The sequence below is a fragment of the Bacillus cereus group sp. BfR-BA-01350 genome (assembly GCF_022663775.1).
Classification (GTDB): Bacteria; Bacillota; Bacilli; order Bacillales; family Bacillaceae_G; genus Bacillus_A; species Bacillus_A paranthracis.
In genome coordinates, this window is sequence record NZ_JAKUGD010000011.1 from 58,587 (window position 1) to 81,527 (window position 22,941).

The window sequence follows — 22,941 nt, forward strand, 5'->3', positions numbered from 1 at the left end:
TTGACAGTGATAATCCTTATCAATTAAAGTAGAATAGTAGTTAATGATTATCATTATCAATTAGAGGTGAAAGAATGAAAAAATCTATTACGCTATTCACAGCGATTTTATCTATTTTTTTCTTATTAATAGGTTGCAGTGCAAAAGGAGACGAAAAAGCATCGGCAACAAAAACAGAAAAAGGAAAAGAGAAAATAGAAGTTACCGACCTGTCAGGAAGAAAGGTGACATTCGATAAAGTGCCAGAGAGTTTTGCGACATTAAGTATGGGAGACATGAATATTATTCATGCTTTAGGCGGAAAAATAGTAGGTCGTCCGGATGCAAAAATAACTCTTTCAGAGGATATAAAGAAAATACAAGTAATCGGGAATGCACATCAGCCAAATTTTGAGCAAATTGCTAGCTTAAAGCCTGATGTACTTATTGCTAACAATAGATTTCAAAAGAACATTCCAACGGTGGAAGGACAAGGAACGAAAGTAATGATTTCTTCTGCGAATTCTGTACAAGATATTCAAAAGAATATTGAGCTATATGGAACGATAATGAAGAAAGAAGATAAAGCAAACGAACTTAATCAAAAAATTAATGTTCAAATGAAGAAATATGAGAAAAAGAGCTATGTGAAAGCACTGCTAGTGTATGGAGCACCAGGTACATATTTAGCCGCATTACCAACCTCTTTATCAGGTGATATTTTAGAAAAGACAGGCGGAAAAAATATCGCTGCTGATTTTCCAGAAATGAAGGAATATCCGCAATATGCGCAGTTAAGCGTAGAACGCATTATTGAGGCAAATCCAGATGTGATTTATTTAATTACACATGGAGATCCAAATAGTGTTAAAAAAGCATTTGAAGGTGAAATGATGAAAAATGAAGCATGGAAAAATTTAGATGCAGTAAAACAAAATCGTGTAGTTATTTTGCCACCTGACTTATTTGGATCAAATCCTGGAACAAAAGTTACAGAAGCGATGGACTTTATGTATAAAAGTATACAAGATGTAAGGAAATGATAAGTATGGAAAGTAGTGAAGTAGTAAGGGAAGAGGAACATCCTTTTGCGAAAAAAAGATGGATCATAGCAGTTAGTTTAGTTATATTAACGATTTTAGGTCTTTTTTACGGCCTTTTCGCAGGAAGCTTATCCTTTTCTTTACGAGATATTCTAACAGGGATACAAGATGAAGGGTCGACAGTTCATCGAATTGTATGGGACCTTCGTATACCAAGAGTGCTCGTTGGATTTATAGTAGGAACATGTTTAGCTGCATCTGGCGCAATGCTGCAAGGGGTGATGAGAAACCCTCTTGCAGACCCCGGTATTATTGGGGTTTCATCTGGAGCAGGCCTTGTAGCAATCGTAATTATGATTTTATTCCCTCAGCATATGGCTTTTTTACCGCTCGGGGCGTTTTTAGGAGCTTTCATAACGGCGATGATCATTTATGCTTTATCATGGCAAAAAGGGGCGCCACCTTCAAGAATTGTCTTAGTAGGCGTGTCAATCAATGCATTAATTGGTGCAGCAACATCAGCGTTAATGTTATTGCATAGTGACAAAGTACAGTCCGTGTTACCGTGGTTAGCAGGTGGCATTGGTGGTGTGAGCTGGGCACATTTAAACATGATTATTTATTATGCAATATTCGCTATTATATTAGCTTTCTTTGGTATCAAACATATTCGAGTATTAATGCTTGGAGATGAAATGGCGAAATTATTGGGGCATAACGTGGAGAGAAGCCGGTTTTATTTAATAGTAGTAAGTACATTATTAGCTGGAATTGCGGTGAGTGTTTCTGGTCTTATTGGATTTGTCGGTCTCGTCGTACCACATATGTTACGTTTATTAGTTGGGAATGATTATAAATATTTACTGCCATTATCATGCCTTGGCGGAGGAATATTACTTGTTTTCGCAGATGCGATAGCTCGAAGTTGGTTCGATCCAATTGAATTACCTGTCGGTATTTTATTATCCTTCTTAGGCGGTCCGTTCTTCTTATATTTAATTCATAGGGGAGGCAAGCAACGTGATTTCCGTTAACAAAGTGTTTTACGCACATTCTGAAAGATTTCAAATGCAAAATATGAATGTACATATTAAAGCTGGAGAGGTCGTTAGTTTAATTGGACCGAATGGGTCAGGGAAATCTACTTTGCTTCGTTTAATGGCAAGACTACTTAAACAGAGCGAAGGAGATATCGTTTTAGATGGAAAAAGTATTCATACGATGAAAAGTGCCGATGTAGCGAAGCAATTAGCGATGTTACCACAAATGCATGATCATCAATTAGATTTAACAGTGAAAGAATTAATCGAATTTGGAAGAGGCCCTCATAAATCATGGAGAGGTCGCTTAAATAAAGAAGATGAAGAAATTGTTGATTGGGCATTGTCTGTTACAAATCTTGAAGGGTATGAATATCGTCTTTTACAATCTTTATCAGGAGGGGAAAGACAACGCGCTTGGATTGCAATGACGCTAGCACAACGTACGAACGTCTTATTATTGGATGAGCCAACAACTTTTTTAGATATCGTTCATCAGTTGGAAGTAATGGAACTTGTGAAACGACTAAACGAGGAATTTGGTATGACAATTATAATGGTTTTACATGATATTAACCAAGCGGCTCAATATAGTGATCGTTTACTCGTATTAAAGCGAGGGAAGCTTCAGTATGATGGTGTACCAGAAGAAGTGTTATGTCATGAAATGTTTCAACATATATTTGGCATAGAGGTAGATATTTTTCAAGGAAGCGAAAAGCCATTTTTTACACCGAAACGAATTTCTAAAAAAGGAGGAGCAAAATGCGAACAGAAGAACGTGTTACCACTGAGTTAGTAAGGGAATTTGTTATGGCAGCTCACGGAGATTTAGAAAAAGTACAAGAACTGTTGGCTGAATCGCCAAGTTTACTTCATGCCTCTTACAATTGGGGTGGGTCAGATTGGGAAAGTGCGTTAGGAGCAGCGGCACATGTAGGGCGTAAAGATATTGCTCTTTACTTATTAGAAAAGGGTGCTCGAATGGATATTTTCGCGGCCGCTATGCTGGGAGAAATAGAAGTTGTACAAGCTATTTTAGTAGCACAACCAGAAGCATTACGTGCATCTGGTCCACATGGTATTTCTCTTCTTCAACATGCACGAATGGGTGGAGAAAAAGCACAGCGTGTATTTGACTACTTAACGGTGCTTTCTTACTGACCGCCAAAGTTCTTATGTGCGGTAAACTTTTCACTTTTATATAATTGGAAAGTTTACCGCCCGTTAGAACGGGATAAGTATCTAGTGTATTTGAAAATCCTACACCCCCCTCAATTGTAGTTTTCTTTATGCTAGTTATGATATGGATGCAGTAGACAATATTTGTCTACTGCCTTTTTTAAATTCTTTTGAGATTGAATATTCTGTATTTCAATGTTAGTTCATTTATAATAGATAGTAACATTTAGTATGGATACAAGACGTGAGCGTGTAATTAAGTAAAAATTCGTGGGAAGGAGTACAGAAATGTTTCATACAGATCGTTTACAAATTCGCAAATATACAATGGATGATTTACAGTTCTACGCTTCACTATGGGGAAATGAGAAGGTAATGCGTTATATTGGAAATGGGACGTTAAAAACATATATGCAGTGTAAAAAAAGTTTGGAGGAGTGGGTGATTCCTAGCTATAAAAATGGTCTCGGTTTATTTGTATTAATTGAAAAGGAAACAGGAATACGAATTGGTCATGCAGGATTAGTGAAGCAACAAATAGATGGAAAAGAGGAAATTGAAATTGGTTATTGGTTATTACCTCAGTATTGGGGAAAAGGGTACGCGAAAGAAGCAGCGGCAGCATTTCGAGATTATGGCTTCCAAGCGTTACGAATGAATAAATTAATCTCTCTTATTAATCCGGACCACCCCGCCTCAATCTTTGTTGCTAGAAAAACAGGGCTTAGTTATGAGAAAACAACTTCATTTCATGGGATCGATGTTCTCGTTTATTCTATTAGGCGTGTTGGATGAAAAAAGGTAAATTGCATCTTTTGAAGAATGGTATATAAAAATAAAGGGGGGATTACATGTACATTTATCATAATGGACTTATTATTCGTGAGGGAACGAATGGTGTACCTGCATATGCAATTAAGACCTTATTTGAAGATGCCGGTTGGAGCAATGATAATATCCCTTCTTGGCAAATTGAAAAATTTACGATAGCATTTGAAAATTCAACATGGGCATTCACAATTTGGGATGAAGAAGAGATGATTGCAATGGTTAGAGTCATTTCTGATGGAATCATGGTCGCGAACATAGTAAATTTAGTTGTGAAATGTGAATATAGAGGGAAGGGATTAGGTAAGAAACTTGTCGCTCTTTGTTTGCAAAAATTGCCACATGGTGACTGGTTTGCGCATACTTCTGCGAGTAATTTTGATTTTTATAGAAGTTGTGGTTTTGAGGTGAGAGAGTTATCGAGAAATGGAACATGTGCGTACTATGGATATCAAATAGCCAAAAAAGAGGGGCACCGATAAGGAGAAAAAGTAGAACAGAAAAAGGCATACTATTTTAATAATATAAACTGAACTAAGATTCATTTTATGGTAAAATGAAAGAAAATTCTGTTTATTATTAGGGGGATAAAAATGAGTATAAAAGTTGGGGATGTATTTAAATACGAAAGAAGATTTACTGAGGAAGAGGTTTTTGAATTTGCAAATATTACAGGGGATAAAGGTAGGCATCATATGGAATATGATGAAAATGGACGTTTAATGGTTCATGGTTTATTGACTGCTAGTATTGGAACGAAAGTAGGAGAAGAATTACATTACATAGCAAGAGAATTAGTAAGTGAGTTTATTAGACCAGTTTTTGCAGGAGATACGATCACTTGTGAATTAACTTTAACGAATGTTGAACAGATGGAAGGATACAAAAAGGTTTCAATCGAGTCAGTTTATCGCAATCAAAACGAAAAAACTGTACTAGTTGGGACAAGCTATGGAGTTATAAGAGGATAAAAAGAAGCCTGATTTACAGGCTTCTTTTTTGTTTAATAAACACGTTTTCGATTTTCAGCATGACTAGAGATGAGTAATAATGCAGTTTCTTCTCCTATATTACGAACGATATGAGGAACACATGCATTCCAGGAGAAAGAATCCCCTTCTTCTACAATTGCAACATCTTCTCCGTGTTGAACTTCTAGTTTTCCGCGTAATACAAGGTGACATTCTTCTCCTTCATGGGCATTTGGTGTGTTTTCTTTCGGAAACCCAGCAGGAATTTCTACGAGATTGAGGCGAAGGCCACCTTGCTCTGCAACATGTTCAATTCTTTGTTCATCTTTTCCGTATACACTATATTTACGCTCTACCTTTTTGACAACTTTTAATCGATCTTTTTGTTCTAACAATAAATAGGGAAGAGGAACGTTTAAAAAATTGGAGATTGTTTCTAAAGTTGAGATAGATGGTGATGTTTTATTATTTTCAACCTGACTCATAAACCCTTTAGAAAGACCTGTTCCCTCACAAATTTGTGCAATTGTTATGCCTCTACGTTGACGAATTTCACGTATTGCAGAACCAATATTCATAAAATCAAGCTCCTTTTTATAAACAACTATTTGTATCATAGCAAAAAAAATATATATTTTCCCAGTGAAAATGAATTGACGAATAAAAAAAATTAGTGTATGTTTTGTAATGTAAATAAAAGTTTTGTATAAGAAAACTATAAAGGAGAGAAGGAAATGAATCAACATATTGGTAACTTAATTATTCGTATCGTGTTAGGGGTAACGTTCTTTATGCACGGTTTAACAAAATTCCAATCGGGAATTGACAATATTGCAGGGTGGTTCACAAGCATTGGTTTACCAGGAGGACTTGCATACGGTGTAGCAACAGTTGAATTAGTTGGCGGTCTATTATTAATTCTAGGTTTAGGTGTAAGATATATTGGATTATTATTTGCACTAGTTATGGTTGGAGCAATTGTAAAAGTAAAATGGTCAGCTGGTTTATTAGGAGATGGAAAAAATCCTGGTTTCGAATTAGAGCTTGCATTACTAGCAATGGGTGCGTACTTATTTGTTGCGAAAGCGGATGGTTTTGTAGATAATTTCTTAAAAGAGAAAATGTCAAAGAAGAACTAATTTAAATGGGAGGCTAACAAGATGAGTTTTCAACTTCATCCCGATACAACGCTTGATGTTGTTCATTTATATGTATCAAATATAAAGAAATCACTAGAGTTTTATACAGAAGTATTAAGTATGAAAGTACTAAAAGAAGATGAAATGGTCGTTACATTTGGGAATGAAAATAACGAACCACTCCTTATCATTGAAGAAAAGAAAGAAGCCTTACCAAAGCAAAGAGGGAGAACGGGTTTATATCATTACGCAATTTTATTACCGAGCAGACAGGATTTAGCGAATATCCTTCGTCATCTTGTAGAAATGGTTTATCCACTGCACGGCGGAGCTGACCATTACTTTAGTGAGGCCCTTTATTTAGCTGATCCAGATGGAAACGGGATTGAAATTTATCATGATCGTCAAAAAGAAGTTTGGCGTGATGAGAATGGAGAGCTACCATTTGTTAGTAACCCGTTAGCTGGTGAAGAATTATTGCAGCAAGGAAGTAAATGGAACGGATTTCCAGCTGGTACTGTGATGGGACATATTCATTTCCATGTAGCTGATTTGGAAGAAGCGAAACGTTTCTATGTGGATGGTCTTGGTTTTGAAGTAACGATCCCAGCTCGTAATGGGGCGCTCTTTGTATCGGCAGGTGGCTACCATCACCATATCGGTTTAAATACGTGGCAAGGTGAAGGAATATTACCGCAAATGCCAAATTCCGTTGGCTTGAAATATTTCACAATTGTATTAGCAAATGAAAAACAAAAAGAGCAAGTATGTGAAAGCTTAAAAAATATTGGCAAGATTGCTACGTACAAAGATGGAATATTACAAGTAGAGGATCCATTTGGACATTGTATCCATTTCAAAATAAAAGGAGAAGCCTAATAAAGGCTTCTCCTTTTTACTTTCTTATAATGGCTTTTTCATTTTGGACAAATAGTTCATCAAATTGCTTCGCAAGCTCAAAATCGAGTTTCGTTAAACCTTTTGCATTCCAAGATGACAAAGTAATAATGACTACTTTATACTGGATAAGGATAAATGGGTGGTGATTATGTTCTTCTGATAGTTTGGCGGCTTCAGAGACAAATTCGACTCCTTTTAAGTAGTCGGAAAACATATATTTTCTTTCAATCCATTTTTCATCTTTTACTACCCATTTATCTAACTTCAATAATTCCTCTTGAACTTCTTCTTCAGTTAATCGTAGCATCATTTTTCACATCCTTTACTGGAAGTAGCGTAAGACCATTGTTAATAAGACGTGTTACAGCTTCATCCGTTGTGAAAGTAGAAAGTTGTTGTAATAATGCTGCTGATGTTTCATGCCCTTTGTTATGCTCTAAAAGCAATTCTAATATTTCAAGGCGAAGTAACCATTCTTTCGGATACAATTTATTTAATACTTCTTGAATTGCTACTAATTGCTCGATATGCGCGTCGTGTAAAATACCTTCATTTCGAATGTCACGAACGGTTTGATACATACGTTCAAGTTCATTCAGTACAAGTGGAGCAGGTATTTTTTGAACTTCTTCATCCGTTGGGAAAAATGCTGCAGCATCTGCGGCACCTGGGAATACCGAAGTAATTGTTGAACCAACAGCCATATCAAATGCGCCCCATGAAGCATCAAATAAAACGCGGTCGTTATAAGTAACTGTGCAATTGATAAAGGAAATAAGCGCAATTTTTTTATCGTTTTTTACAATATCTGTTACTGTTCCTTTTACATGAATACCACTTGCAAAAGTAAACTCAGCAATATTTCCAATTGAAATTCCTAATGCTTGTAGTTGTTCATCTGTACAATTTTCTAATGCAATATTTTCAGTGAGTAATCCAATCGGTGTTCCAAAGCCGTCACTGTGTACAGCCGTAGAATGATTCGCTAGCTGTTTATTGTGAATGGCTAATGCTGTTGGCGAGCTCGTTCGCATGTAAATCAATTCACCTGCATCGTTTTCAATTGTCTCGGTAAATGTACCTGTAATTTGTAAGCCGCTATTTAATTCAGCAGTTGCATGATTTTCAGAGCGAATTGCTTTTTCTAATCCTTCTTTACCACCTGTTTTAAAGGCCATCGTTTCAGAGAATTTCTCAAGTGCTTCTGTTAATTCTTCAAATGATTCACAAACAAATAGTTGTGGTTGCATTTTTGTTACGTCATAAGTTGTACTTGTACATGCCTCTATAGAGAATGGAACCTTTTCTACAGCGTCTGTTAAGCAATATTTGCTTTCGCCAACAGAAGAAAGGAGACCAGCACCATATATTTTTGGAGCATCTATATTTCCAATTAATCCATATTCTACTGTCCACCAGAAAAGACGTGAAATTTGTTCCGCTTCTGATAAGCCAGAAACTAACTTTTGTTTTTCAAGTACATTATTCTCAGCAGCTGTAACTTCATCAGGAGTAGAAGTAGGGCTTTCTTTTACAATTGTTAATGTACGAACAGCTTCGAATGCATCATGTTCTTCTTTTGTTGAGAAAGCTTTTGCACCAATTTGTCCAAATCGTTTCACATATTTTGCATATGTAGGATCAAGTAAAATAGGTGCGTGTCCTGCAGCTTCGTGTACAATATCTGGAGCTGGTGTATACTCGATATTCTCTACCTTGCGAATATCTGTTGCGATTGGTAGCAATCCGTGCCCTTGAAAATCGAAAAATGCGACGCCAGGAATAAGTCCGTCAATCGTTACAGCGCCCCAGCCGCTTGGCGCCAAACATTCATTCATTTCTTCTACCTTTGGTATTGCATCTATATTAATACCAGATGATTGTAGTCCGTTCACATAGGCTGGATGAGCAACGTCTTTTAAGAAGCTATGATTTTGTCTCATAATGTAACGCCATACAGCGTGGTTCACCGGTGTGTATTGATCATAATGCTGTGTGGATACGAATGGTTTTAAATGCGATGGAATTTCTGTTTTCTTTGTCATTTAGACATCCTCCTTTTTTCTGTAAAATTAAATATCAGTTTCGTATAGCTTGTACCACCACCCTTCAAAATTGTAAGCGCTTATAAAATTTTATCATAAGATTCGGAATTATTTAACATTAGTTTCCGTGAGAAATAGAAAAAGCCCTTATCGGAACATCTGATAAGGGCAAAAGCATCGTGGTGCCACTTTATTTTACTTCTAAATCAACATTTAAATTAGAGGTATTTCCAGCTGCATCTGTTGCTACAATGTGAATTGTATTTTTACCTTCTTGTAATTGAGTACGATCTAAATAAATGCCGTAATTTTTCTCCCAAGGATTTAGGAATGCACTTTCCCATACACCATTTCCGTTGATTTCATACTGTAGTCTCACTGGAATTCCAGGTGCTACCCAACCAGATTCTGTCATCCAATCTAGTAAGATATCATCCACTTTTCCTGTGATTACAAGGTTTTCTTGGTCAATTTCGTATGTTAACTTAGGTGCAGTTCGATCCAGAAATACAGCAGCTGTTTGTTTTGTTTCCCCACCAGAATTAGAGGCAACTGCTTCGATTTGGTATAGACCGTCAGCTAACGGAGTACCATCTGCTTTTGTACCATTCCATTTGAAAGGTTTGTATCCAGCTGTTTCATTTTTAGCTTGATGGATAATCCCTTGGTACGTTACACGTTCTTTTGTAACTAAATTTGCATGCAATGTTACATCATCTACAGGTGCAACTAAATAGTAGTTGATGAGATTATCGTCTAATATTTGGTCACCATTTGGACTAAATGTAGAATTAATAATTTCGAGTCCATCTATACGTTTGTAATCTTTAGGATCGATACTAAATGTAAATGGAATGCGAGTTTCTTCCTTCTTACCTTGTTCTTTTATATACACATTTCCAGTATAGACACCTTGGGGTAGCGAACTATCGACAGTGATAGTAAATGGTTTTTCGGTACTACTATTCGGCTGTATGCTAATCGATGAAGGTACAGAAGTTTTTACTTTTGTTTTTGTGTTTGTATCTAGCAATTCCACACGAGTTGAAAAACTTTTCTTTTTACTAGATAGATTTTGTAACGTAATATTTTGCGTCAGTTTTACTTTACCACTGTTTGGCTTAATAAGACCGAAGCTCACATTGTTAGGTTTGACTAATACATCTGTTTGAGCTGCCTTCGGGATGTTAATTAAACCAGATCCTTGTGTCATAATAGGATATGTATTTTCATTCACATCTTTTAAAGTTTTTGCGGTATTGGCAAGGGATGCTTTTAATTGCTCTGTCGTCCAATCAGGATGCATTTGACGCAAGAGGGCAACCGCTCCAGCTACTTGTGGAGCAGCCATACTTGTACCATTATGAGATTCATAGCCGCCTCTCGGTACTGTACTCATAATTTGTACGCCAGGTGCAATTATATCTGGTTTTATAAGCCAACTTCCTTGTGACGGACCTCTGGAACTGAAGTTAGCAATCAATTCGGTTGGATTTGGTTGGCCAATTTTTATATTTTTCTTACGCTTTGTAATTAAGTTTTTCAACTCTTCACCGTGTACATTTGATAATTGCATAACTGGAAGGGCTAGATTTTCACGCATAAAATATTCTGGCATAATATTGATTTCTTTTTCTGTAGAAATGAATAGTACACCAACTGCACCAGCTTGTTTCGCTTGTTCTGCTTTTACTAACGTACTAGAAGTACCTTGTAAAACAAGTGCAAATTTCCCTTTCACATCTTGTTTTGCATAATCACTTGGATTACCATAGCCAACGTATACAAGAGGGGAATCATTTCCTATTGGGAAATCGGACTTTGATAACGGTAACCCTTGATATGTTTTGCTGGAACCAGCTACTTGGAACGTTGGAAACGGGATAGAAACAGTAGATGCTCCAACTGATATAACGCTGCTTGCATTTCCAGGTGCATCAACAGACCAAGGATGTGGGCCATCATTTCCATTTGAAACAACTGCAGTAACCCCAAGTTTTGCTGCACGTTCTAATGTTAATGTTACAGGCTGATCAGGTGTATTTAAGCTTTGTCCAAGAGATAAATTTAAAACGTCAGCACCGTCTTGGATTGCTCGTTCAATACCTTGAATAATATCTTCTGTTGTACCAGTTCCACCATCATTCATTACACGATAGGCTAGAATAGAAGCATTTGGAGCAACGCCTTTAATTTTTCCGTTACCAGCAATAATTCCAGCTACATGGGTACCATGTACGTTACCATCCATTGGATCGTTATCTTCATCAACTGTGTCATATCCACCGATATAATTTGCTTTTAAGTCAGGATGTGTATAGTCTACACCAGAGTCGATAATCGCTACTTTCATACCTTTTCCATCAAGCGGTTTGCCAGATGGGTCTTTTAAATTCCATGCTTCAGTTGCACCAATTGTCGGTCCGCCGATATTTGGTGCTTCTTCATTAGTAGTGCTTTTTGATGCTTCATGTAATTTATATGTTAAGTTCGGGTAGACTGCTTTTACTTCGGGTAAAGAAGCAAGAGCGGTAATTTGATCTCCAGGAACTGAAATAGAGAATCCAGAAAATAACGTATTATACACTTCTTTAATTTTTGCACCAGGTGCTTTTTCTTTTATTTTCTTAGTCGTATCTTCTTGTGCTTTTTTAAGCACGGTATGATAAGACTGTGCATTATTATTTTGTAAATCTGGAGCATGCTGAATGTTACTTTGTGAAGCGAGTGGAGCATGTTGCAATTCTACAATGACAGAAATTTCTTTTGATGTTTTTGTTTCAACATTTTGCGCAATTTTGTTTTCTCCCCATTGTTCAATGTTCGCTTTTAACTGTGGACTAAATTGTTTCTCCTTTTGCAGCGATTCAGCATGTGCGCTTAAAGCTCCAAAACTGGAAAAGACGAGCGCCATACTTAATAGTGTAGATGTAGTTTTTTTCATTGAAACTCCCCCTAATAAAAAGTGCTAATATTCCGAAAAGTAATCTTACAAATTTATCTCGAATTACATAATCGGATGTTAGCTAAACTATATTTTCGACATAATTCATACCAACCCTCTATGAATTTAAAATTTCTTGGGAAATTTTTTCTGATTATGTCGAATAGGTATTTTTTACATATTGTAGGTGGACATTGAGGAATGCTATGAGGGAAATGGAGGGGTGTTATGAAACGGTTCATAGTAAGCGTTGGTACAATGTTAGTCGTATTTTTATGTTCACCTATTAATAGTAGCGCAGAAAATAATGAAGCGAAAATTGCTTTTATTCGTCATCATGACCTCTGGATTAAAGTTGATGGAAAAGAAAAACAACTTACAAAAGGAGAGTATATAACAGGGCCAAAGTGGTCTCATGATGGAGAGTGGCTGGCATATGTAAAAGGAAAGAAACAAGGTAGTCTTGAGTTATATCGGCTGAAAGATGGAAAGAAAGTTACGCCGTTTCACTCAGAAGCATCGAATTATCAATGGTCACCAACAGAAAATATAATTGCATTTATATTTACAGGTACATTACATACATTTGATGTAGAAAAAAAGAATACAGATTTTGAAAATGTATCGGCAGGTGTAGGAGATTATGCATGGTATCCTGATGGAAAGAAGTTTTTTGTATCCTCTGAAGCACACTTACTTCCAACAGGATGGACAGGGGCTCAGCTATATGAAGTGCAAAAAGATGCACATATGAATCCTCACAAAATGAAGCATTTGTATGCATTACCAAATGAACATGATGATTTCCTAGCGTTAGTTGCAAGTGGGTTTCAGTGGTCACCAGATCAAAAGTGGATTTCATTTTTAGCAGTACCGACAGCTTCATGGTCAGCTGATAGCAATACGCTTTGCTTAGTTCGTGCAGATGGTAGTCGTTTTGAAAAGGTAGATCAAATGTTATTAAACACACAATGGTTCAAATGGGCGCCAGCCAACAATATATTGGCCTATATTGAAGGAAGCGGGAGAGTTGCGTTAGAGAATAAACATTTAAAAGTAAAAGAATTGCCAGCACTTCAGCAGAACATATTTACGCCGCAAGGATATGTTGATTGGGATTTTGCATGGAAGAACGATAACGTAATTATCGTCTCTCGAGCAAAAGAGGGAGGATTTGAAACATTGCCAGAAAAAAGGCCACTACCATCTTTATATGAGGTTGATAGTACAAGCAATGTACAGCATCGAATCACAAAGCCACCTCATAAGCAGGGTGATTATCATCCAATCTTTATGAAGAAGAGCAATCAATTAATATGGATACGTTCAGACCGTAAGAAAGCAGATGTATGGCTTGCTCATAGAGATGGAAAGCATGAAATGAAGTGGATTGAAAATATAGATGTACCAGAGTGGTATTACGAGAAATGGAATTGGGAACATGTTATCTCGGTGAAATAAGAATAAAAAACCTGCCTAAAAGATAATTTTAGGCAGGTTTTTTATTCTTATTTATGTGTTTTATTTGGCTTCTTTTTCGCTGGGTTTCCGTTTCCCTGACGTTTTCTATTTTGTTCATCTTTTGCTTGTTTTTCATGCAGTGTATCTAAAAAGTCATTCGAGTTACTCATTTTTCTATCGCTCCTTTCATCTTGTCCTAATTACTATAACCATTTAGGAGGATAATCATGAGATAAAAAATTAAGCGCTTAGTTTTCTTCGATAGTATACGTAAAATATGCCATACGTAATAAATAGCATAAATAAAATTTGTAACTCTACATTTTCTTTTAAAATAGTTGCGACAGAAGTTGGTAAGTATGGTGATGTATTACTCGTTTCTATACCTAACCATTTGTTTAAGAGATTAATGGTACAAAACATAAAAACACCGGACCAGCTTGCAATAATTGCCTTCTGTTTAATTTTTGTTTCACGTTCATCATCTGTAATCCAAGGGTTAGCAGTTTTATCACTACTAAAAAATCCGTTTATATATCCCCATATAATCATGCTAATTAAGATGGTTAGCCATTTCATATGCATGTTTCTCCTCTCTCTTGTAAAAAGTGTTTTACACATATAATTGTAATGTTTTCCAATTTGTTGTGTCAAATATTTTTTACATATCGATGTTTCATATAGCAGGAATAAAGAATGGAATAGGGAAGAAATATGTAAGAGGATTTCATATTGAGAGGAGGATGGGTATGAAACTCGTCTTTGTTCGGCACGGTGAAGGAGAACATACAAAAGATTTGCCGGCAAGTTTACAAGTGCTTCATCCACCATTAACGGATGAGGGAAGGAATCAGGCTAGATTCATTCAATACAATGTACCATTACAGGAAACGGATATATTAATCGCTAGCCCTACACTTAGAACTTTACAAACGGCGGCGATATGGAGTGAGAAAGTAGCTTGTCAAAAAATCGTCCATCCATATGCATCCCCACGTATTTTTCCTTATCGAGAAGGAGCAAAAACATTACCATGTGACCACATAGTAGATCAGGGGGTAATAACAAATTTATTTCCACATTTTTTGATAGAGAAAAGTACAAATAAACAGCTATGGACGGAAGGTATAAATACTATTCCAGAGGATCGTTTTCAGCAAATCGTAGATGAATTTCTTCTTTGGTGTTGTCAGCTAGGCGCTGAAAGAATTTGCATTGTATCTCACGACGGGACAATTACTGCGTATCGGCAATATTTACAAAAAGTCGTTTTAACTAGAGCTGATTTTTTGAAAGAAACGGGTATATATGAAATGGATGTATCCTTTAAAAGTCTAATTGGTGAAATCTAATTATAGGATGGAGGGTGTATGTTGAATGTTGCACTAGTAGTTGGTTTTAATTCGGATTTAGAGGCGCAATCAATCCGAGCATCGCTTGAATATTTTGGTGCAAGAGTTGTAACATATTGGATTGGTAGACCGAAAGATTTTATAGAAGTTCTTTCTGGAAAGAACTTATTTAACGATATCAATTATATTATTTTTTGCTTTCATGGTGAGGAAGGAAAGTTTGTCATGGAAGAGTTGGGTGAAGATATATATGAACAAGATGAACCGAGAGGATACTTTGGTGCAGAAGAAATTTATAAATATGCAAAATTGCATAATACAAATATTGTAAATAGCGGGTGTACGTTAGGGGAACAAAAACTAGCAGAATCTTTCTTACGTAGTGGTGCGAAATCGTATATTGGATCGATAGATTATGTAGATGGGAATGCAGCACTTATGTTTACAATACGCTTATTTTACGGGCTTATTAACCATGAAAAAACGTTAGGAGAGGCTTTTGAAGAAGCACGGTTAATTGATAAAGAGACACATACATTTCGATTATATAAGTAGTGTGAAACACGTTTATTCTATATTCGAATAAACGTGTTTCACATTTAACTCACATTTTTTTTACATTTTCTTCAATGAAAACCATTATCACTTATGGTATGATATGTTCAAGTTTTTACAGGTAATAAAAGTTACTATATAAACGTTAGTTTTTAATATTTCATACACATGTCACTGAATATTCATAATTAACGTTTGAAAAATAAGTAACTAATGTTATTATATTATCTGTAACTAACTTAATTACAACTTTAGGAGGAATATATGGTTATTCAATTTTTAAGAGAAAACAAAGCAGTTTCTTTTGTATTAGCAGTAATTCGAGTATATCTTGGTTACACATGGTTAATGGCTGGAATCGGTAAACTACAAGGGAAAGGATTCGATGCAACTGGTTATTTACAAGGTGCAATTGAAAAATCTAAAGGAGCACAACCGGCTGTTCAATCTTGGTGGGCATCATTTTTACAAGATTTCGCAATTCCAAACGTTGATCTATTTAATACACTTGTAACGTGGGGAGAAATTTTAGTCGGAATTGGTTTAATTGTAGGCTGTTTAACAAAAACAGCGGTCTTTTTCGGTCTTGTAATGAACTTTTCCTATATGTTTAGTGGGTCAATTGGTGTGAATCCTGAAATGGTTATTCTATCAATGTTCGTTCTAGTTTCTGGTATGAATGCTGGTAAATTTGGAATAGATGGTTTCGTTATTCCGAAAGTATTAGGTTCAAAAACTCAAAAACGCCAAAAGCAAGCTGCTTAATATATGAAAGCGGGTATCTCAAAATGAGATACCCGCTTATTTTTCAGTTATTATAGGGTTTTTGTCAAAGAATTCTTTCACATACCCTACAAACTCCTGTGGTTCCTGACGAAATGGTGCGTGATAACCTTTTTCGATAATATGGAAAGTACTATTTTTTAAAAATTGATGATACGTTTCGCCCTCTTTCCAAGAAACGCTACTATCATTTCTTCCCCATATAATTAAGGTTGGTTGTTTTATTTCATTTGCATTAATTTGAAGACGTCTAGGCCATAATTTCATTTTATTATAATGCTCTTCATCATTACGTTTAAATTTCACTTTGCTCTCATCATAATCTGCAATGGCAGAAACGGTATTTAAATCAGTCGACAACTGTGGTCTTGGTGATCCTTGTTTATTAACGAGTGTATGAGGACCGCCCGTAGCATCAGTTAAAATAAGGTGGGTAACGGCTTCTGGATATAAATATGTTAAATTAAGAGAAATTTCTCCGCCCATTGAGTGGCCCAATATTGCAAACGAATCGTAACCTAGTTTTTTCATTAATTTATAATACAAATTTGCATGGGTTGGGAAAGAATAATAAAAATCCATCGGCTTAGATGAGCGCCCGAATCCTAAAGCATCTACAGAAATAATTGTATGATCTTTTGCTAAGTCTGAGTAAATCTTTTGAAAACCATCTGATGATCCTCCAAATCCATGGATCATAAGTAAAGGTGGCTTTTCGTTACCAATCTGCTTAAAGTAAATGGTTTGGCCATCTACTTCCACCATCTTTTCCTCAGTAGCTAGTTTCGCTGTAAGTGTATTTTTAACTTGTTTTACTTGTTCTACTGGTTTTTCTGCTGCACTACATCCTACTAATAGTGTAAGAGTAAGACAACCTACCATAAAATAGCTAAATCGCTTCAATTAGGTGTCCCCTTTCTAACATAACGCTGTATCTATCATAGCAAATAGCATATTACGATTTCCAGGAAGTTGGCTACCATTTTTGATCATAAGAGGTGAAAGGAGCGTTTCTTGGAAATTTTCTGTTTGAAGAAATTTGCGAAATGAAAATTGTGAATGTGGGACATCAATTCTTACTGTGCCATTCCAACATTCACATATGTTTTGTAGTAATTGAATAGCATCTTCTTCTCGTTTGGCGATAAGTGGATTGATACATAATGTATTACCTTTTTGTATGCATAAGGAAAAAGCTTCTATACAGTTATGTCTCTCAATTTTAAAAGAGTGGCTTGTTCTTGGTAATAGTAATGAATACAGTAAAGAACGATCGGCACCAGTTGTACTTTGATCGAGAGAAATAAGCGATATAATGTCCTTTTCTTTTACTTGTTTTGTAGGAGTGATATGTGTCTTAGTAGTTTGTTTTTCAAAACGATGAATTGTTGTTACTGTTTGAAATCCGCATGATGTATAAAGAGGCTCGCCAGCTTTTGTTGCAATAAGTGCAATTGGTTGTTTTGTAAGAGTGTGTTCTAAGCAGTGATTAAGCAAAATACGCCCGATACCTCGTCTTTGAAAATGAGGATGGACGATTAACATGCCAATAGTAGAAAAACTTTCTTTAAAAGGAAATACGCCTCCAGCTGCAATCAGTTTATTTTCATGCATATAACCGACAAGTGTACCGAGAGAAAGATACATTTCGAATTGTTTTTTCATAAATGCTTTATTTTGTAACCATCCAATAGCTTTACAAAGGTCGAGTAAATCAAAAATAAAAGATTCATCAAGCTTTATTATTTTCATACATGCTCACCACATTTCTATTAATTTTCATAAAAGTAGATGGAAAATGTTAAATAAGAGATTTATGTTAAATGAAATCCAACTTGTTTATATTTTGATTGTAAAGGTGAAGATGGTTGATATGAAAAGACAAACTTATACAAATTATAACTGATATTTACATAAGTTAACAAAAAATTTACATATAACTAATTTTCTCTTAATAGTCTTCTATTAAATTTGATAGTGGGAAATGAATAACCTAATTAGGGGGACAAGACAGTGAAAAAGTTTGTGAAAAAAGCATGGCCATTTGCAGTTGTGGCATCATTAGCAGTTACTTCGGTAGCAACATGGAATTTTACACGTTCTAGTGAAGTGAGCGCAGATGAGAACGGAAGCAATGCAAAGATTAAAAATGTTATTGTGTTAATTGGAGATGGTATGGGCCCTTCATATATGACAGCTCACCGTTATATGAAAGATAATCCAAAAACATTCGAGATGGAATCTACAGAGTTTGATAAACATCTTGTAGGAACACAAAAAACATATCCGGAAGATGAACATGAAAATATCACAGACTCAGCATCAGCAGCAACAGCTATGTCAGCAGGAATTAAAACATATAATGCGGCAATTGCAGTTGATAATGATAAAGCAGAAGTGAAAACTGTTCTTGAGCAAGCGAAAGAGAAAGGGAAATCAACAGGATTAGTTGCTACTTCTGAAATTACACATGCAACACCAGCTGCTTTCGGTGCGCATGACATTAGTCGTAAAAATATGGACGCAATTGCAAATGATTATTTTGATGAGAAAATTAAAGGGAAGCATAAAGTAGATGTTATGCTTGGCGGCGGCGTAAAAAACTTTGTTAGAAAAGATCGCAATCTTACAGAAGAATTTAAGAAATCTGGTTATAGTTACGTAACAGATCGAGATCAATTGTTAAATGATAAAAATGATCAAATTCTTGGTTTATTTGCACCAGGCGGTTTAGATAAAATGATTGACCGCAATGAGAAGACACCTTCATTAGAAGAAATGACAAATGCAGCAATTGAGCGTTTGAACAAAAATAAAAAAGGTTTCTTCTTAATGGTTGAAGGAAGTCAAATTGACTGGGCAGGACACGATAATGATATCGTTGGTGCAATGAGTGAGATGGAAGACTTTGAAAAAGCATTTAAAGCTGCGATTGAGTTTGCGAAAAAAGATAAAAATACGTTAGTCATTGCAACGGCAGATCACGCTACTGGCGGGTTATCTTTAGGTGCGAATGGTGAGTACAACTTTAAAGTAGATACAATTAAAGCTGCAAAACGCACACCGGACTTCATGGCAAATGAGATTGTAAAAGGTGCAAATGTAGAAGAAACATTGAAAAAATATATTGATTTACAATTAACACCTGAAGAAATTAAAGCGGTAAATGATATTGCTCCTTCAAAAGATGTAACAAAGATTGATAATGCGATTGAAGATATTTTCAATAAGCGTTCGGTTACAGGTTGGACAACAGGTGGACATACAGGAGAAGATGTAAACGTATATGCATTTGGCCCTGGTAAATACTTGTTCTCTGGCGTTCAAGAGAATACAAATCTCGCTAAACGTGTCTTTGATATTGTTGGCGGTGGTGATCCGAATAAAGGAAGACGCTAATTATAAATGAGAGTGAGGCGAAATGCCTCACTTTTCTTTTTAGGAGATGGGAAGATGAGAGCTTTTTTCAGGGGGGTAGGCCCCTTTCTAATAGTTGTATTATTGCTAGTTGGATGTCAATCCAAAGAGAATAAGATAGAACAAAAAGCTACTACTACAAAAGCTGAGGAAAAGGTACAAATAACAAAAGAAGAAGAGAAATCGATTCAAGATGTTATGGATAAATTTGTAAGTACAACGAATGAAAAAAATCTTGCTGAACATATAGAATTATTTTCAAAGAAGATGCCTAGTGCCGAAGACTTAAAAACGCAAAAAGAAGCAGCTTTTCAAAAGGGAAATAAGAAAATTGAATTGGAACATATAGACATAAAAGCTAGTAAAGCAGGGTATGTTGTTGTTGAAACAAAAGAAAAGGAAATAGATGGAGAAATCACTCTTCAGAAAAAAGTACAGTATGCAATTGGAAAAGAAGAGGATGGTTGGAAAATTGAAGAGGTTCGTACGATAGAGAAGAAATAAAGTAGAACTTTTCGTAAATAGCAAAAAAGGTTCTCATTGGCGAGAACCTTTTTTTATAGTGGTAACATAATTTGATTTGAGCATGCTTCGATATCATCAATATCTTGGCGAATGGTTGCCATTTTATTATCGAGATCTTCAGCTTTCATTGCTGCATCATGTAGTTCATCTTTTAAATACTCAGGTATTTTTCCCTCATATTTATAATAAAGTTTATGTTCTAAACTTGCCCAAAAGTCCATTGCAAGCGTACGTAATTGAATTTCTGCAAAGACTTCTTTTGTACCAGAATTTAGTGATAAAGGGTATTTGATAATCATGTGTAAACTTTTATAGCCATTTTGTTTTGGATTAGCGATATAATCTTTTACTTCTATGATTTCCATATCTTCACGTTTTTGAATGACATTTTTTAAATGATAGATATCTTCTACGAAGCAACATGTAATACGAATGCCGATGATGTCTTGTAAATGCGTTTGCGCATTTTCAACTGTCGGTAATAAATTTTTACGCTCAAGTTTTTTAATAATACTTTCAGGTTGTTTTAATCTTGTTTTTATATGTTCAAACGGGTTGTAATCCTCTAAAAATTGGGCTTCCCGGTTCATAATTTCAAATTTAGTTTTTAACTCTTCTAAAGCAAATGTATATGGTAGTACAAAAGCTTTCCAGTAGTTAACTGTTGATTGATTATATTCCATTTATATACACACCTTTTCCTATTTACAAGTGAGGTTGTTATTATACTAAATACCAAAGCATATAAGCGCAAGCAGCAAATGATGAAATCATAAAGCGATATTTAGTTTTCATACTTTCAACTCCTTTCGATTAAAAATTCTATATGAATAAACGTGATTGTTAATAAGTTCACTATGTACAGTTTCTATAGTAATAGATTCGTGTGAATTTCGTATGAACTAATTGTTTCAGCTTTTTGTCTTTTTTTGCAATTGACAAATAGAATGAAGTTATATAATATATAAATCGTAATCATTACGATTTAGTTTGCGATCTTTAAAAGAAAGGAGAATTACATATGCGTGTAAATATTACACTAGCTTGTACGGAGTGCGGTGATCGTAATTATATTTCTAAAAAAAATAAACGAAACAATCCAGAGCGCATCGAACTAAAAAAATATTGTCCACGATTAAAGCGAGTAACGTTACATCGTGAAACGAAGTAGAAGACTAGAGATATCTCTAGTCTTTTTTGTTTATATTTTTTTGGTTGAGTTTGTTATAATTACCTTAAATTGTAATAAAGGGAGCGGTATGATGAATCAAAAAGATAAAGAAAGAAAAGAGCAAGTGGCTCATATTATTAAAATTCCAGATGATTATAGGCTTGTTGTAGATGATCAAGATGGTGTGGATGACCCATATCATCTATTATGGTGGGAACATAAAGCGAATGAGGAGAGAACAATACGGATTACGTTGAATAGAAATACTGGTAGTTTAATTGACTTTAGGATAGAGGATGAAAAAGCTTTTTCGAGCGGTGAGGAAGCGATAGAGGAGAATAAAGCAAGAGAGATTGCAAATATATTCTTAAAAAAATATACAAAAGAAGGATATGAATTTTATACATATGTAACTGTTAAGGATGACAGGCGCGGTTGGAAAGAAGTAAATTATATGCAAGAAGTAAATGGCTATCCATTGCCAAATACAGGATATGTTGTGCAAGTTCACTCTTCAGGGAATGTTGTGAATTTCCATTACAATGGACAAAAAGCTATAGAGAAAAAACCATCATGGCCAAGTGAAATTGTTGAGGAGAACGTCGTTTTAGAAAATTTGAAAGCTAGACAAGATATGAGACTTGTATTTGTAGATTTAACATACTCTTCATGTGAGGATGAAAACGGGGAAGAAGTAAAAGGGTACCGTCTTGTATATGAACCAGATCCTAGCCATGCGTTTATTAAAGCAAGTACAGGCAAAGATTTGTTTGGGCCAGATCACTATAGAATAGCTTCTACAGTACCAGTTGTTAAAGCGATAAAAAACAGTGAAAGAAAAGATGTGCTCGATTTATTAGATTGGGATAAAGAAAAATTTATAAAAGTAGATGAAAAAGAGGATAGGTATGAAATTCAGATGAGATTTGTACTGGAGAAAGAATTACAAAAAGAAAGAAAAGAGAAAGATGCATATTCAATGGAGGCATTCTATAAAAAGTATTCCCCGATATTGAAACATGATAACTTCGTTGTAATTACTTTAGATAAAGAAACAAATCAATTACTTTCCTGTTTAATGTGGAAGGATGAGCGAGAAAGGAAAACGCTCTTATCTAGAGACCAATGTTTAGACAAAGCACTTCAATTTTTGGAGCATATTATTCCAGATGCAACCAATTATGTTCAACTTTGGGATAATTATGAAAAGGAAGATGGAATTGAGAGATTTTCCTTTTCAATATATGTAAATGACATTCAAGTAGAGGGAAAATATATTATGATTAATATTAATACAGAGAATGGTGCTGTGATGCACTACTCTGGAGAGTCTAGCAATTTTATAAAAGAATTGCTCACATACGAAACAACACCAAAAGTAACAAAGGAAAAAGCGTTAGAAATATACAGAGGGGCCATGCGAGTTTATTTAGAATGGTTTTTAGAAAATGAGGTAGAGGAAACAAATTACGAACTATTGTATAAACAAACAACGGATGAAAATCATAAAGAATCCTTCGACTGTAGTCGAGAAATTCGTTATATTGATGCGCATACTGGGGAGAAAATTTGGAGTAAATAAACTTTTAAATAGGGAAAAAGGTCT

26 protein-coding genes are annotated in these 22,941 nt (G+C 35.3%); 17 read left to right on the forward strand and 9 right to left on the reverse strand.

Features of this window, described 5'->3' with window-relative positions; translation table 11 throughout:
• Nucleotides 1–74 precede the first annotated feature (74 nt).
• From MR147_RS20935 to MR147_RS20965, 7 genes are all read left to right on the forward strand, one after another.
• Complete coding sequence (locus MR147_RS20935) at nt 75–1,022, forward strand: ABC transporter substrate-binding protein (RefSeq protein ID WP_242304695.1); 948 nt, start codon at nt 75–77, stop codon at nt 1,020–1,022.
• 5 nt (nt 1,023–1,027) lie between these two features.
• A complete protein-coding gene (locus tag MR147_RS20940; protein WP_242304697.1) occupies nt 1,028–2,056 on the forward strand; it encodes a FecCD family ABC transporter permease in 1,029 nt (342 codons plus the stop codon).
• Nucleotides 2,043–2,861, forward strand: coding sequence for an ABC transporter ATP-binding protein (locus tag MR147_RS20945; RefSeq protein ID WP_000626544.1), 819 nt, complete (start codon nt 2,043–2,045; stop codon nt 2,859–2,861). The genes MR147_RS20940 and MR147_RS20945 overlap by 14 nt, the downstream gene beginning before the upstream one ends.
• Nucleotides 2,828–3,226, forward strand: a complete 399-nt coding sequence (locus tag MR147_RS20950; RefSeq protein ID WP_001258469.1) for an ankyrin repeat domain-containing protein — start codon at nt 2,828–2,830, stop codon at nt 3,224–3,226. The genes MR147_RS20945 and MR147_RS20950 overlap by 34 nt, the downstream gene beginning before the upstream one ends.
• Before the next feature lie 306 nt (nt 3,227–3,532).
• Entirely contained in the window at nt 3,533–4,039 is a 507-nt protein-coding gene (locus MR147_RS20955) for a GNAT family N-acetyltransferase (protein WP_000469125.1), read from the forward strand.
• Between the two features lie 56 nt (nt 4,040–4,095).
• Nucleotides 4,096–4,554, forward strand: a complete 459-nt coding sequence (locus tag MR147_RS20960; protein ID WP_000276116.1) for a GNAT family N-acetyltransferase — start codon at nt 4,096–4,098, stop codon at nt 4,552–4,554.
• A gap of 111 nt (nt 4,555–4,665) precedes the next feature.
• Nucleotides 4,666–5,043, forward strand: coding sequence for a hotdog family protein (locus MR147_RS20965; RefSeq protein ID WP_000025006.1), 378 nt, complete (start codon nt 4,666–4,668; stop codon nt 5,041–5,043).
• Between the two features lie 32 nt (nt 5,044–5,075).
• Here the strand turns inward: MR147_RS20965 and MR147_RS20970 are convergent, their stop codons facing one another.
• The gene (locus MR147_RS20970; RefSeq protein WP_001020702.1) at nt 5,076–5,621 is read right to left on the reverse strand and encodes a helix-turn-helix domain-containing protein; all 546 of its coding nucleotides are present in this window, start codon (nt 5,619–5,621) and stop codon (nt 5,076–5,078) included.
• A gap of 156 nt (nt 5,622–5,777) precedes the next feature.
• Between MR147_RS20970 and MR147_RS20975 the strand changes: the two genes are divergently transcribed.
• The gene (locus tag MR147_RS20975; RefSeq protein ID WP_001071557.1) at nt 5,778–6,182 is read left to right on the forward strand and encodes a DoxX family protein; all 405 of its coding nucleotides are present in this window, start codon (nt 5,778–5,780) and stop codon (nt 6,180–6,182) included.
• A 21-nt stretch (nt 6,183–6,203) separates the two neighbouring features.
• On the forward strand, nt 6,204–7,061 hold the full coding sequence (locus MR147_RS20980; protein ID WP_074610313.1) for a VOC family protein: 858 nt from the start codon (nt 6,204–6,206) through the stop codon (nt 7,059–7,061).
• Nucleotides 7,062–7,077: 16 nt separating this feature from the next.
• Here MR147_RS20980 and MR147_RS20985 read toward each other — a convergent pair whose 3' ends face one another.
• The 3 genes from MR147_RS20985 to MR147_RS20995 form a co-directional block, all read right to left on the reverse strand.
• The gene (locus tag MR147_RS20985) at nt 7,078–7,392 is read right to left on the reverse strand and encodes a 4a-hydroxytetrahydrobiopterin dehydratase (RefSeq protein WP_074610311.1); all 315 of its coding nucleotides are present in this window, start codon (nt 7,390–7,392) and stop codon (nt 7,078–7,080) included.
• On the reverse strand, nt 7,373–9,127 hold the full coding sequence (locus MR147_RS20990) for an aromatic amino acid hydroxylase (protein ID WP_242304699.1): 1,755 nt from the start codon (nt 9,125–9,127) through the stop codon (nt 7,373–7,375). The genes MR147_RS20985 and MR147_RS20990 overlap by 20 nt, the downstream gene beginning before the upstream one ends.
• Before the next feature lie 190 nt (nt 9,128–9,317).
• Nucleotides 9,318–12,071 carry a S8 family serine peptidase gene (locus MR147_RS20995; protein ID WP_074610308.1) on the reverse strand — a complete coding sequence of 918 codons (2,754 nt, stop codon included), beginning with the start codon at nt 12,069–12,071 and terminating at the stop codon, nt 9,318–9,320.
• A gap of 228 nt (nt 12,072–12,299) precedes the next feature.
• Between MR147_RS20995 and MR147_RS21000 the strand changes: the two genes are divergently transcribed.
• On the forward strand, nt 12,300–13,532 hold the full coding sequence (locus tag MR147_RS21000) for an eIF2A-related protein (RefSeq protein WP_242304701.1): 1,233 nt from the start codon (nt 12,300–12,302) through the stop codon (nt 13,530–13,532).
• Nucleotides 13,533–13,579: 47 nt separating this feature from the next.
• On the opposite strand, the gene MR147_RS21005 is transcribed toward MR147_RS21000, so the two are convergent.
• Both MR147_RS21005 and MR147_RS21010 read right to left on the reverse strand, forming a co-directional pair.
• Complete coding sequence (locus MR147_RS21005) at nt 13,580–13,702, reverse strand: DUF4023 domain-containing protein (RefSeq protein WP_000071861.1); 123 nt, start codon at nt 13,700–13,702, stop codon at nt 13,580–13,582.
• Nucleotides 13,703–13,772: 70 nt separating this feature from the next.
• Nucleotides 13,773–14,111: a phosphoglycerate mutase gene (locus MR147_RS21010; protein WP_242304703.1), complete on the reverse strand. Its 339-nt coding sequence runs from the start codon at nt 14,109–14,111 to the stop codon at nt 13,773–13,775.
• 164 nt (nt 14,112–14,275) lie between these two features.
• On the opposite strand from MR147_RS21010, the gene MR147_RS21015 reads away from it, so the two are divergent.
• The 3 genes from MR147_RS21015 to MR147_RS21025 all read left to right on the forward strand — a co-directional run bounded on the left by MR147_RS21015 (nt 14,276) and on the right by MR147_RS21025 (nt 16,204).
• The gene (locus tag MR147_RS21015; RefSeq protein WP_139302932.1) at nt 14,276–14,884 is read left to right on the forward strand and encodes a histidine phosphatase family protein; all 609 of its coding nucleotides are present in this window, start codon (nt 14,276–14,278) and stop codon (nt 14,882–14,884) included.
• 18 nt (nt 14,885–14,902) lie between these two features.
• Nucleotides 14,903–15,439, forward strand: a complete 537-nt coding sequence (locus MR147_RS21020; RefSeq protein ID WP_074611021.1) for a delta-aminolevulinic acid dehydratase — start codon at nt 14,903–14,905, stop codon at nt 15,437–15,439.
• Between the two features lie 264 nt (nt 15,440–15,703).
• Entirely contained in the window at nt 15,704–16,204 is a 501-nt protein-coding gene (locus MR147_RS21025; protein ID WP_000236600.1) for a DoxX family protein, read from the forward strand.
• Nucleotides 16,205–16,240: 36 nt separating this feature from the next.
• Here the strand turns inward: MR147_RS21025 and MR147_RS21030 are convergent, their stop codons facing one another.
• Both MR147_RS21030 and MR147_RS21035 read right to left on the reverse strand, forming a co-directional pair.
• On the reverse strand, nt 16,241–17,125 hold the full coding sequence (locus tag MR147_RS21030; RefSeq protein ID WP_242304705.1) for an alpha/beta fold hydrolase: 885 nt from the start codon (nt 17,123–17,125) through the stop codon (nt 16,241–16,243).
• Between the two features lie 15 nt (nt 17,126–17,140).
• Nucleotides 17,141–17,974: a GNAT family N-acetyltransferase gene (locus MR147_RS21035; protein ID WP_242304707.1), complete on the reverse strand. Its 834-nt coding sequence runs from the start codon at nt 17,972–17,974 to the stop codon at nt 17,141–17,143.
• A 261-nt stretch (nt 17,975–18,235) separates the two neighbouring features.
• Here MR147_RS21035 and MR147_RS21040 point away from each other — a divergent pair, with 261 nt between their 5' ends.
• Together MR147_RS21040 and MR147_RS21045 are read left to right on the forward strand one after the other, a co-directional pair.
• Nucleotides 18,236–19,621, forward strand: coding sequence for an alkaline phosphatase (locus MR147_RS21040; RefSeq protein WP_242304710.1), 1,386 nt, complete (start codon nt 18,236–18,238; stop codon nt 19,619–19,621).
• A 54-nt stretch (nt 19,622–19,675) separates the two neighbouring features.
• Nucleotides 19,676–20,143 carry a hypothetical protein gene (locus MR147_RS21045; protein ID WP_074607066.1) on the forward strand — a complete coding sequence of 156 codons (468 nt, stop codon included), beginning with the start codon at nt 19,676–19,678 and terminating at the stop codon, nt 20,141–20,143.
• 53 nt (nt 20,144–20,196) lie between these two features.
• On the opposite strand, the gene MR147_RS21050 is transcribed toward MR147_RS21045, so the two are convergent.
• The gene (locus MR147_RS21050) at nt 20,197–20,847 is read right to left on the reverse strand and encodes a GTP pyrophosphokinase (RefSeq protein WP_000456225.1); all 651 of its coding nucleotides are present in this window, start codon (nt 20,845–20,847) and stop codon (nt 20,197–20,199) included.
• Between the two features lie 338 nt (nt 20,848–21,185).
• Here MR147_RS21050 and rpmG point away from each other — a divergent pair, with 338 nt between their 5' ends.
• Together rpmG and MR147_RS21060 are read left to right on the forward strand one after the other, a co-directional pair.
• A complete protein-coding gene (gene rpmG / locus MR147_RS21055; RefSeq protein WP_001265617.1) occupies nt 21,186–21,335 on the forward strand; it encodes a 50S ribosomal protein L33 in 150 nt (49 codons plus the stop codon).
• A gap of 88 nt (nt 21,336–21,423) precedes the next feature.
• A complete protein-coding gene (locus MR147_RS21060; protein WP_242304712.1) occupies nt 21,424–22,917 on the forward strand; it encodes a YcdB/YcdC domain-containing protein in 1,494 nt (497 codons plus the stop codon).
• Nucleotides 22,918–22,941 lie beyond the last annotated feature (24 nt).

Excerpts from the sequence above, each read along its gene's own strand:
- MR147_RS21025 (WP_000236600.1), top strand. The coding sequence starts at position 15,704 with ATGGTTATTCAATTTTTAAGAGAAAACAAAGCAGTTTCTTTTGTATTA.
- MR147_RS20970 (WP_001020702.1), bottom strand. The coding sequence starts at position 5,621 with ATGAATATTGGTTCTGCAATACGTGAAATTCGTCAACGTAGAGGCATA.
- MR147_RS20985 (WP_074610311.1), bottom strand. The coding sequence starts at position 7,392 with ATGATGCTACGATTAACTGAAGAAGAAGTTCAAGAGGAATTATTGAAG.
- MR147_RS20995 (WP_074610308.1), bottom strand. The coding sequence starts at position 12,071 with ATGAAAAAAACTACATCTACACTATTAAGTATGGCGCTCGTCTTTTCC.
- MR147_RS21000 (WP_242304701.1), top strand. The coding sequence starts at position 12,300 with ATGAAACGGTTCATAGTAAGCGTTGGTACAATGTTAGTCGTATTTTTA.
- MR147_RS20935 (WP_242304695.1), top strand. The coding sequence starts at position 75 with ATGAAAAAATCTATTACGCTATTCACAGCGATTTTATCTATTTTTTTC.
- MR147_RS21035 (WP_242304707.1), bottom strand. The coding sequence starts at position 17,974 with ATGAAAATAATAAAGCTTGATGAATCTTTTATTTTTGATTTACTCGAC.
- MR147_RS21015 (WP_139302932.1), top strand. The coding sequence starts at position 14,276 with ATGGGTATGAAACTCGTCTTTGTTCGGCACGGTGAAGGAGAACATACA.
- MR147_RS20955 (WP_000469125.1), top strand. The coding sequence starts at position 3,533 with ATGTTTCATACAGATCGTTTACAAATTCGCAAATATACAATGGATGAT.
- MR147_RS20965 (WP_000025006.1), top strand. The coding sequence starts at position 4,666 with ATGAGTATAAAAGTTGGGGATGTATTTAAATACGAAAGAAGATTTACT.
- MR147_RS20960 (WP_000276116.1), top strand. The coding sequence starts at position 4,096 with ATGTACATTTATCATAATGGACTTATTATTCGTGAGGGAACGAATGGT.
- MR147_RS21050 (WP_000456225.1), bottom strand. The coding sequence starts at position 20,847 with ATGGAATATAATCAATCAACAGTTAACTACTGGAAAGCTTTTGTACTA.
- MR147_RS20990 (WP_242304699.1), bottom strand. The coding sequence starts at position 9,127 with ATGACAAAGAAAACAGAAATTCCATCGCATTTAAAACCATTCGTATCC.
- rpmG (WP_001265617.1), top strand. The coding sequence starts at position 21,186 with ATGCGTGTAAATATTACACTAGCTTGTACGGAGTGCGGTGATCGTAAT.
- MR147_RS20980 (WP_074610313.1), top strand. The coding sequence starts at position 6,204 with ATGAGTTTTCAACTTCATCCCGATACAACGCTTGATGTTGTTCATTTA.
- MR147_RS20975 (WP_001071557.1), top strand. The coding sequence starts at position 5,778 with ATGAATCAACATATTGGTAACTTAATTATTCGTATCGTGTTAGGGGTA.
- MR147_RS21045 (WP_074607066.1), top strand. The coding sequence starts at position 19,676 with ATGAGAGCTTTTTTCAGGGGGGTAGGCCCCTTTCTAATAGTTGTATTA.
- MR147_RS21060 (WP_242304712.1), top strand. The coding sequence starts at position 21,424 with ATGATGAATCAAAAAGATAAAGAAAGAAAAGAGCAAGTGGCTCATATT.
- MR147_RS20950 (WP_001258469.1), top strand. The coding sequence starts at position 2,828 with ATGCGAACAGAAGAACGTGTTACCACTGAGTTAGTAAGGGAATTTGTT.
- MR147_RS21010 (WP_242304703.1), bottom strand. The coding sequence starts at position 14,111 with ATGAAATGGCTAACCATCTTAATTAGCATGATTATATGGGGATATATA.
- MR147_RS20940 (WP_242304697.1), top strand. The coding sequence starts at position 1,028 with ATGGAAAGTAGTGAAGTAGTAAGGGAAGAGGAACATCCTTTTGCGAAA.
- MR147_RS21020 (WP_074611021.1), top strand. The coding sequence starts at position 14,903 with ATGTTGAATGTTGCACTAGTAGTTGGTTTTAATTCGGATTTAGAGGCG.
- MR147_RS21005 (WP_000071861.1), bottom strand. The coding sequence starts at position 13,702 with ATGAGTAACTCGAATGACTTTTTAGATACACTGCATGAAAAACAAGCA.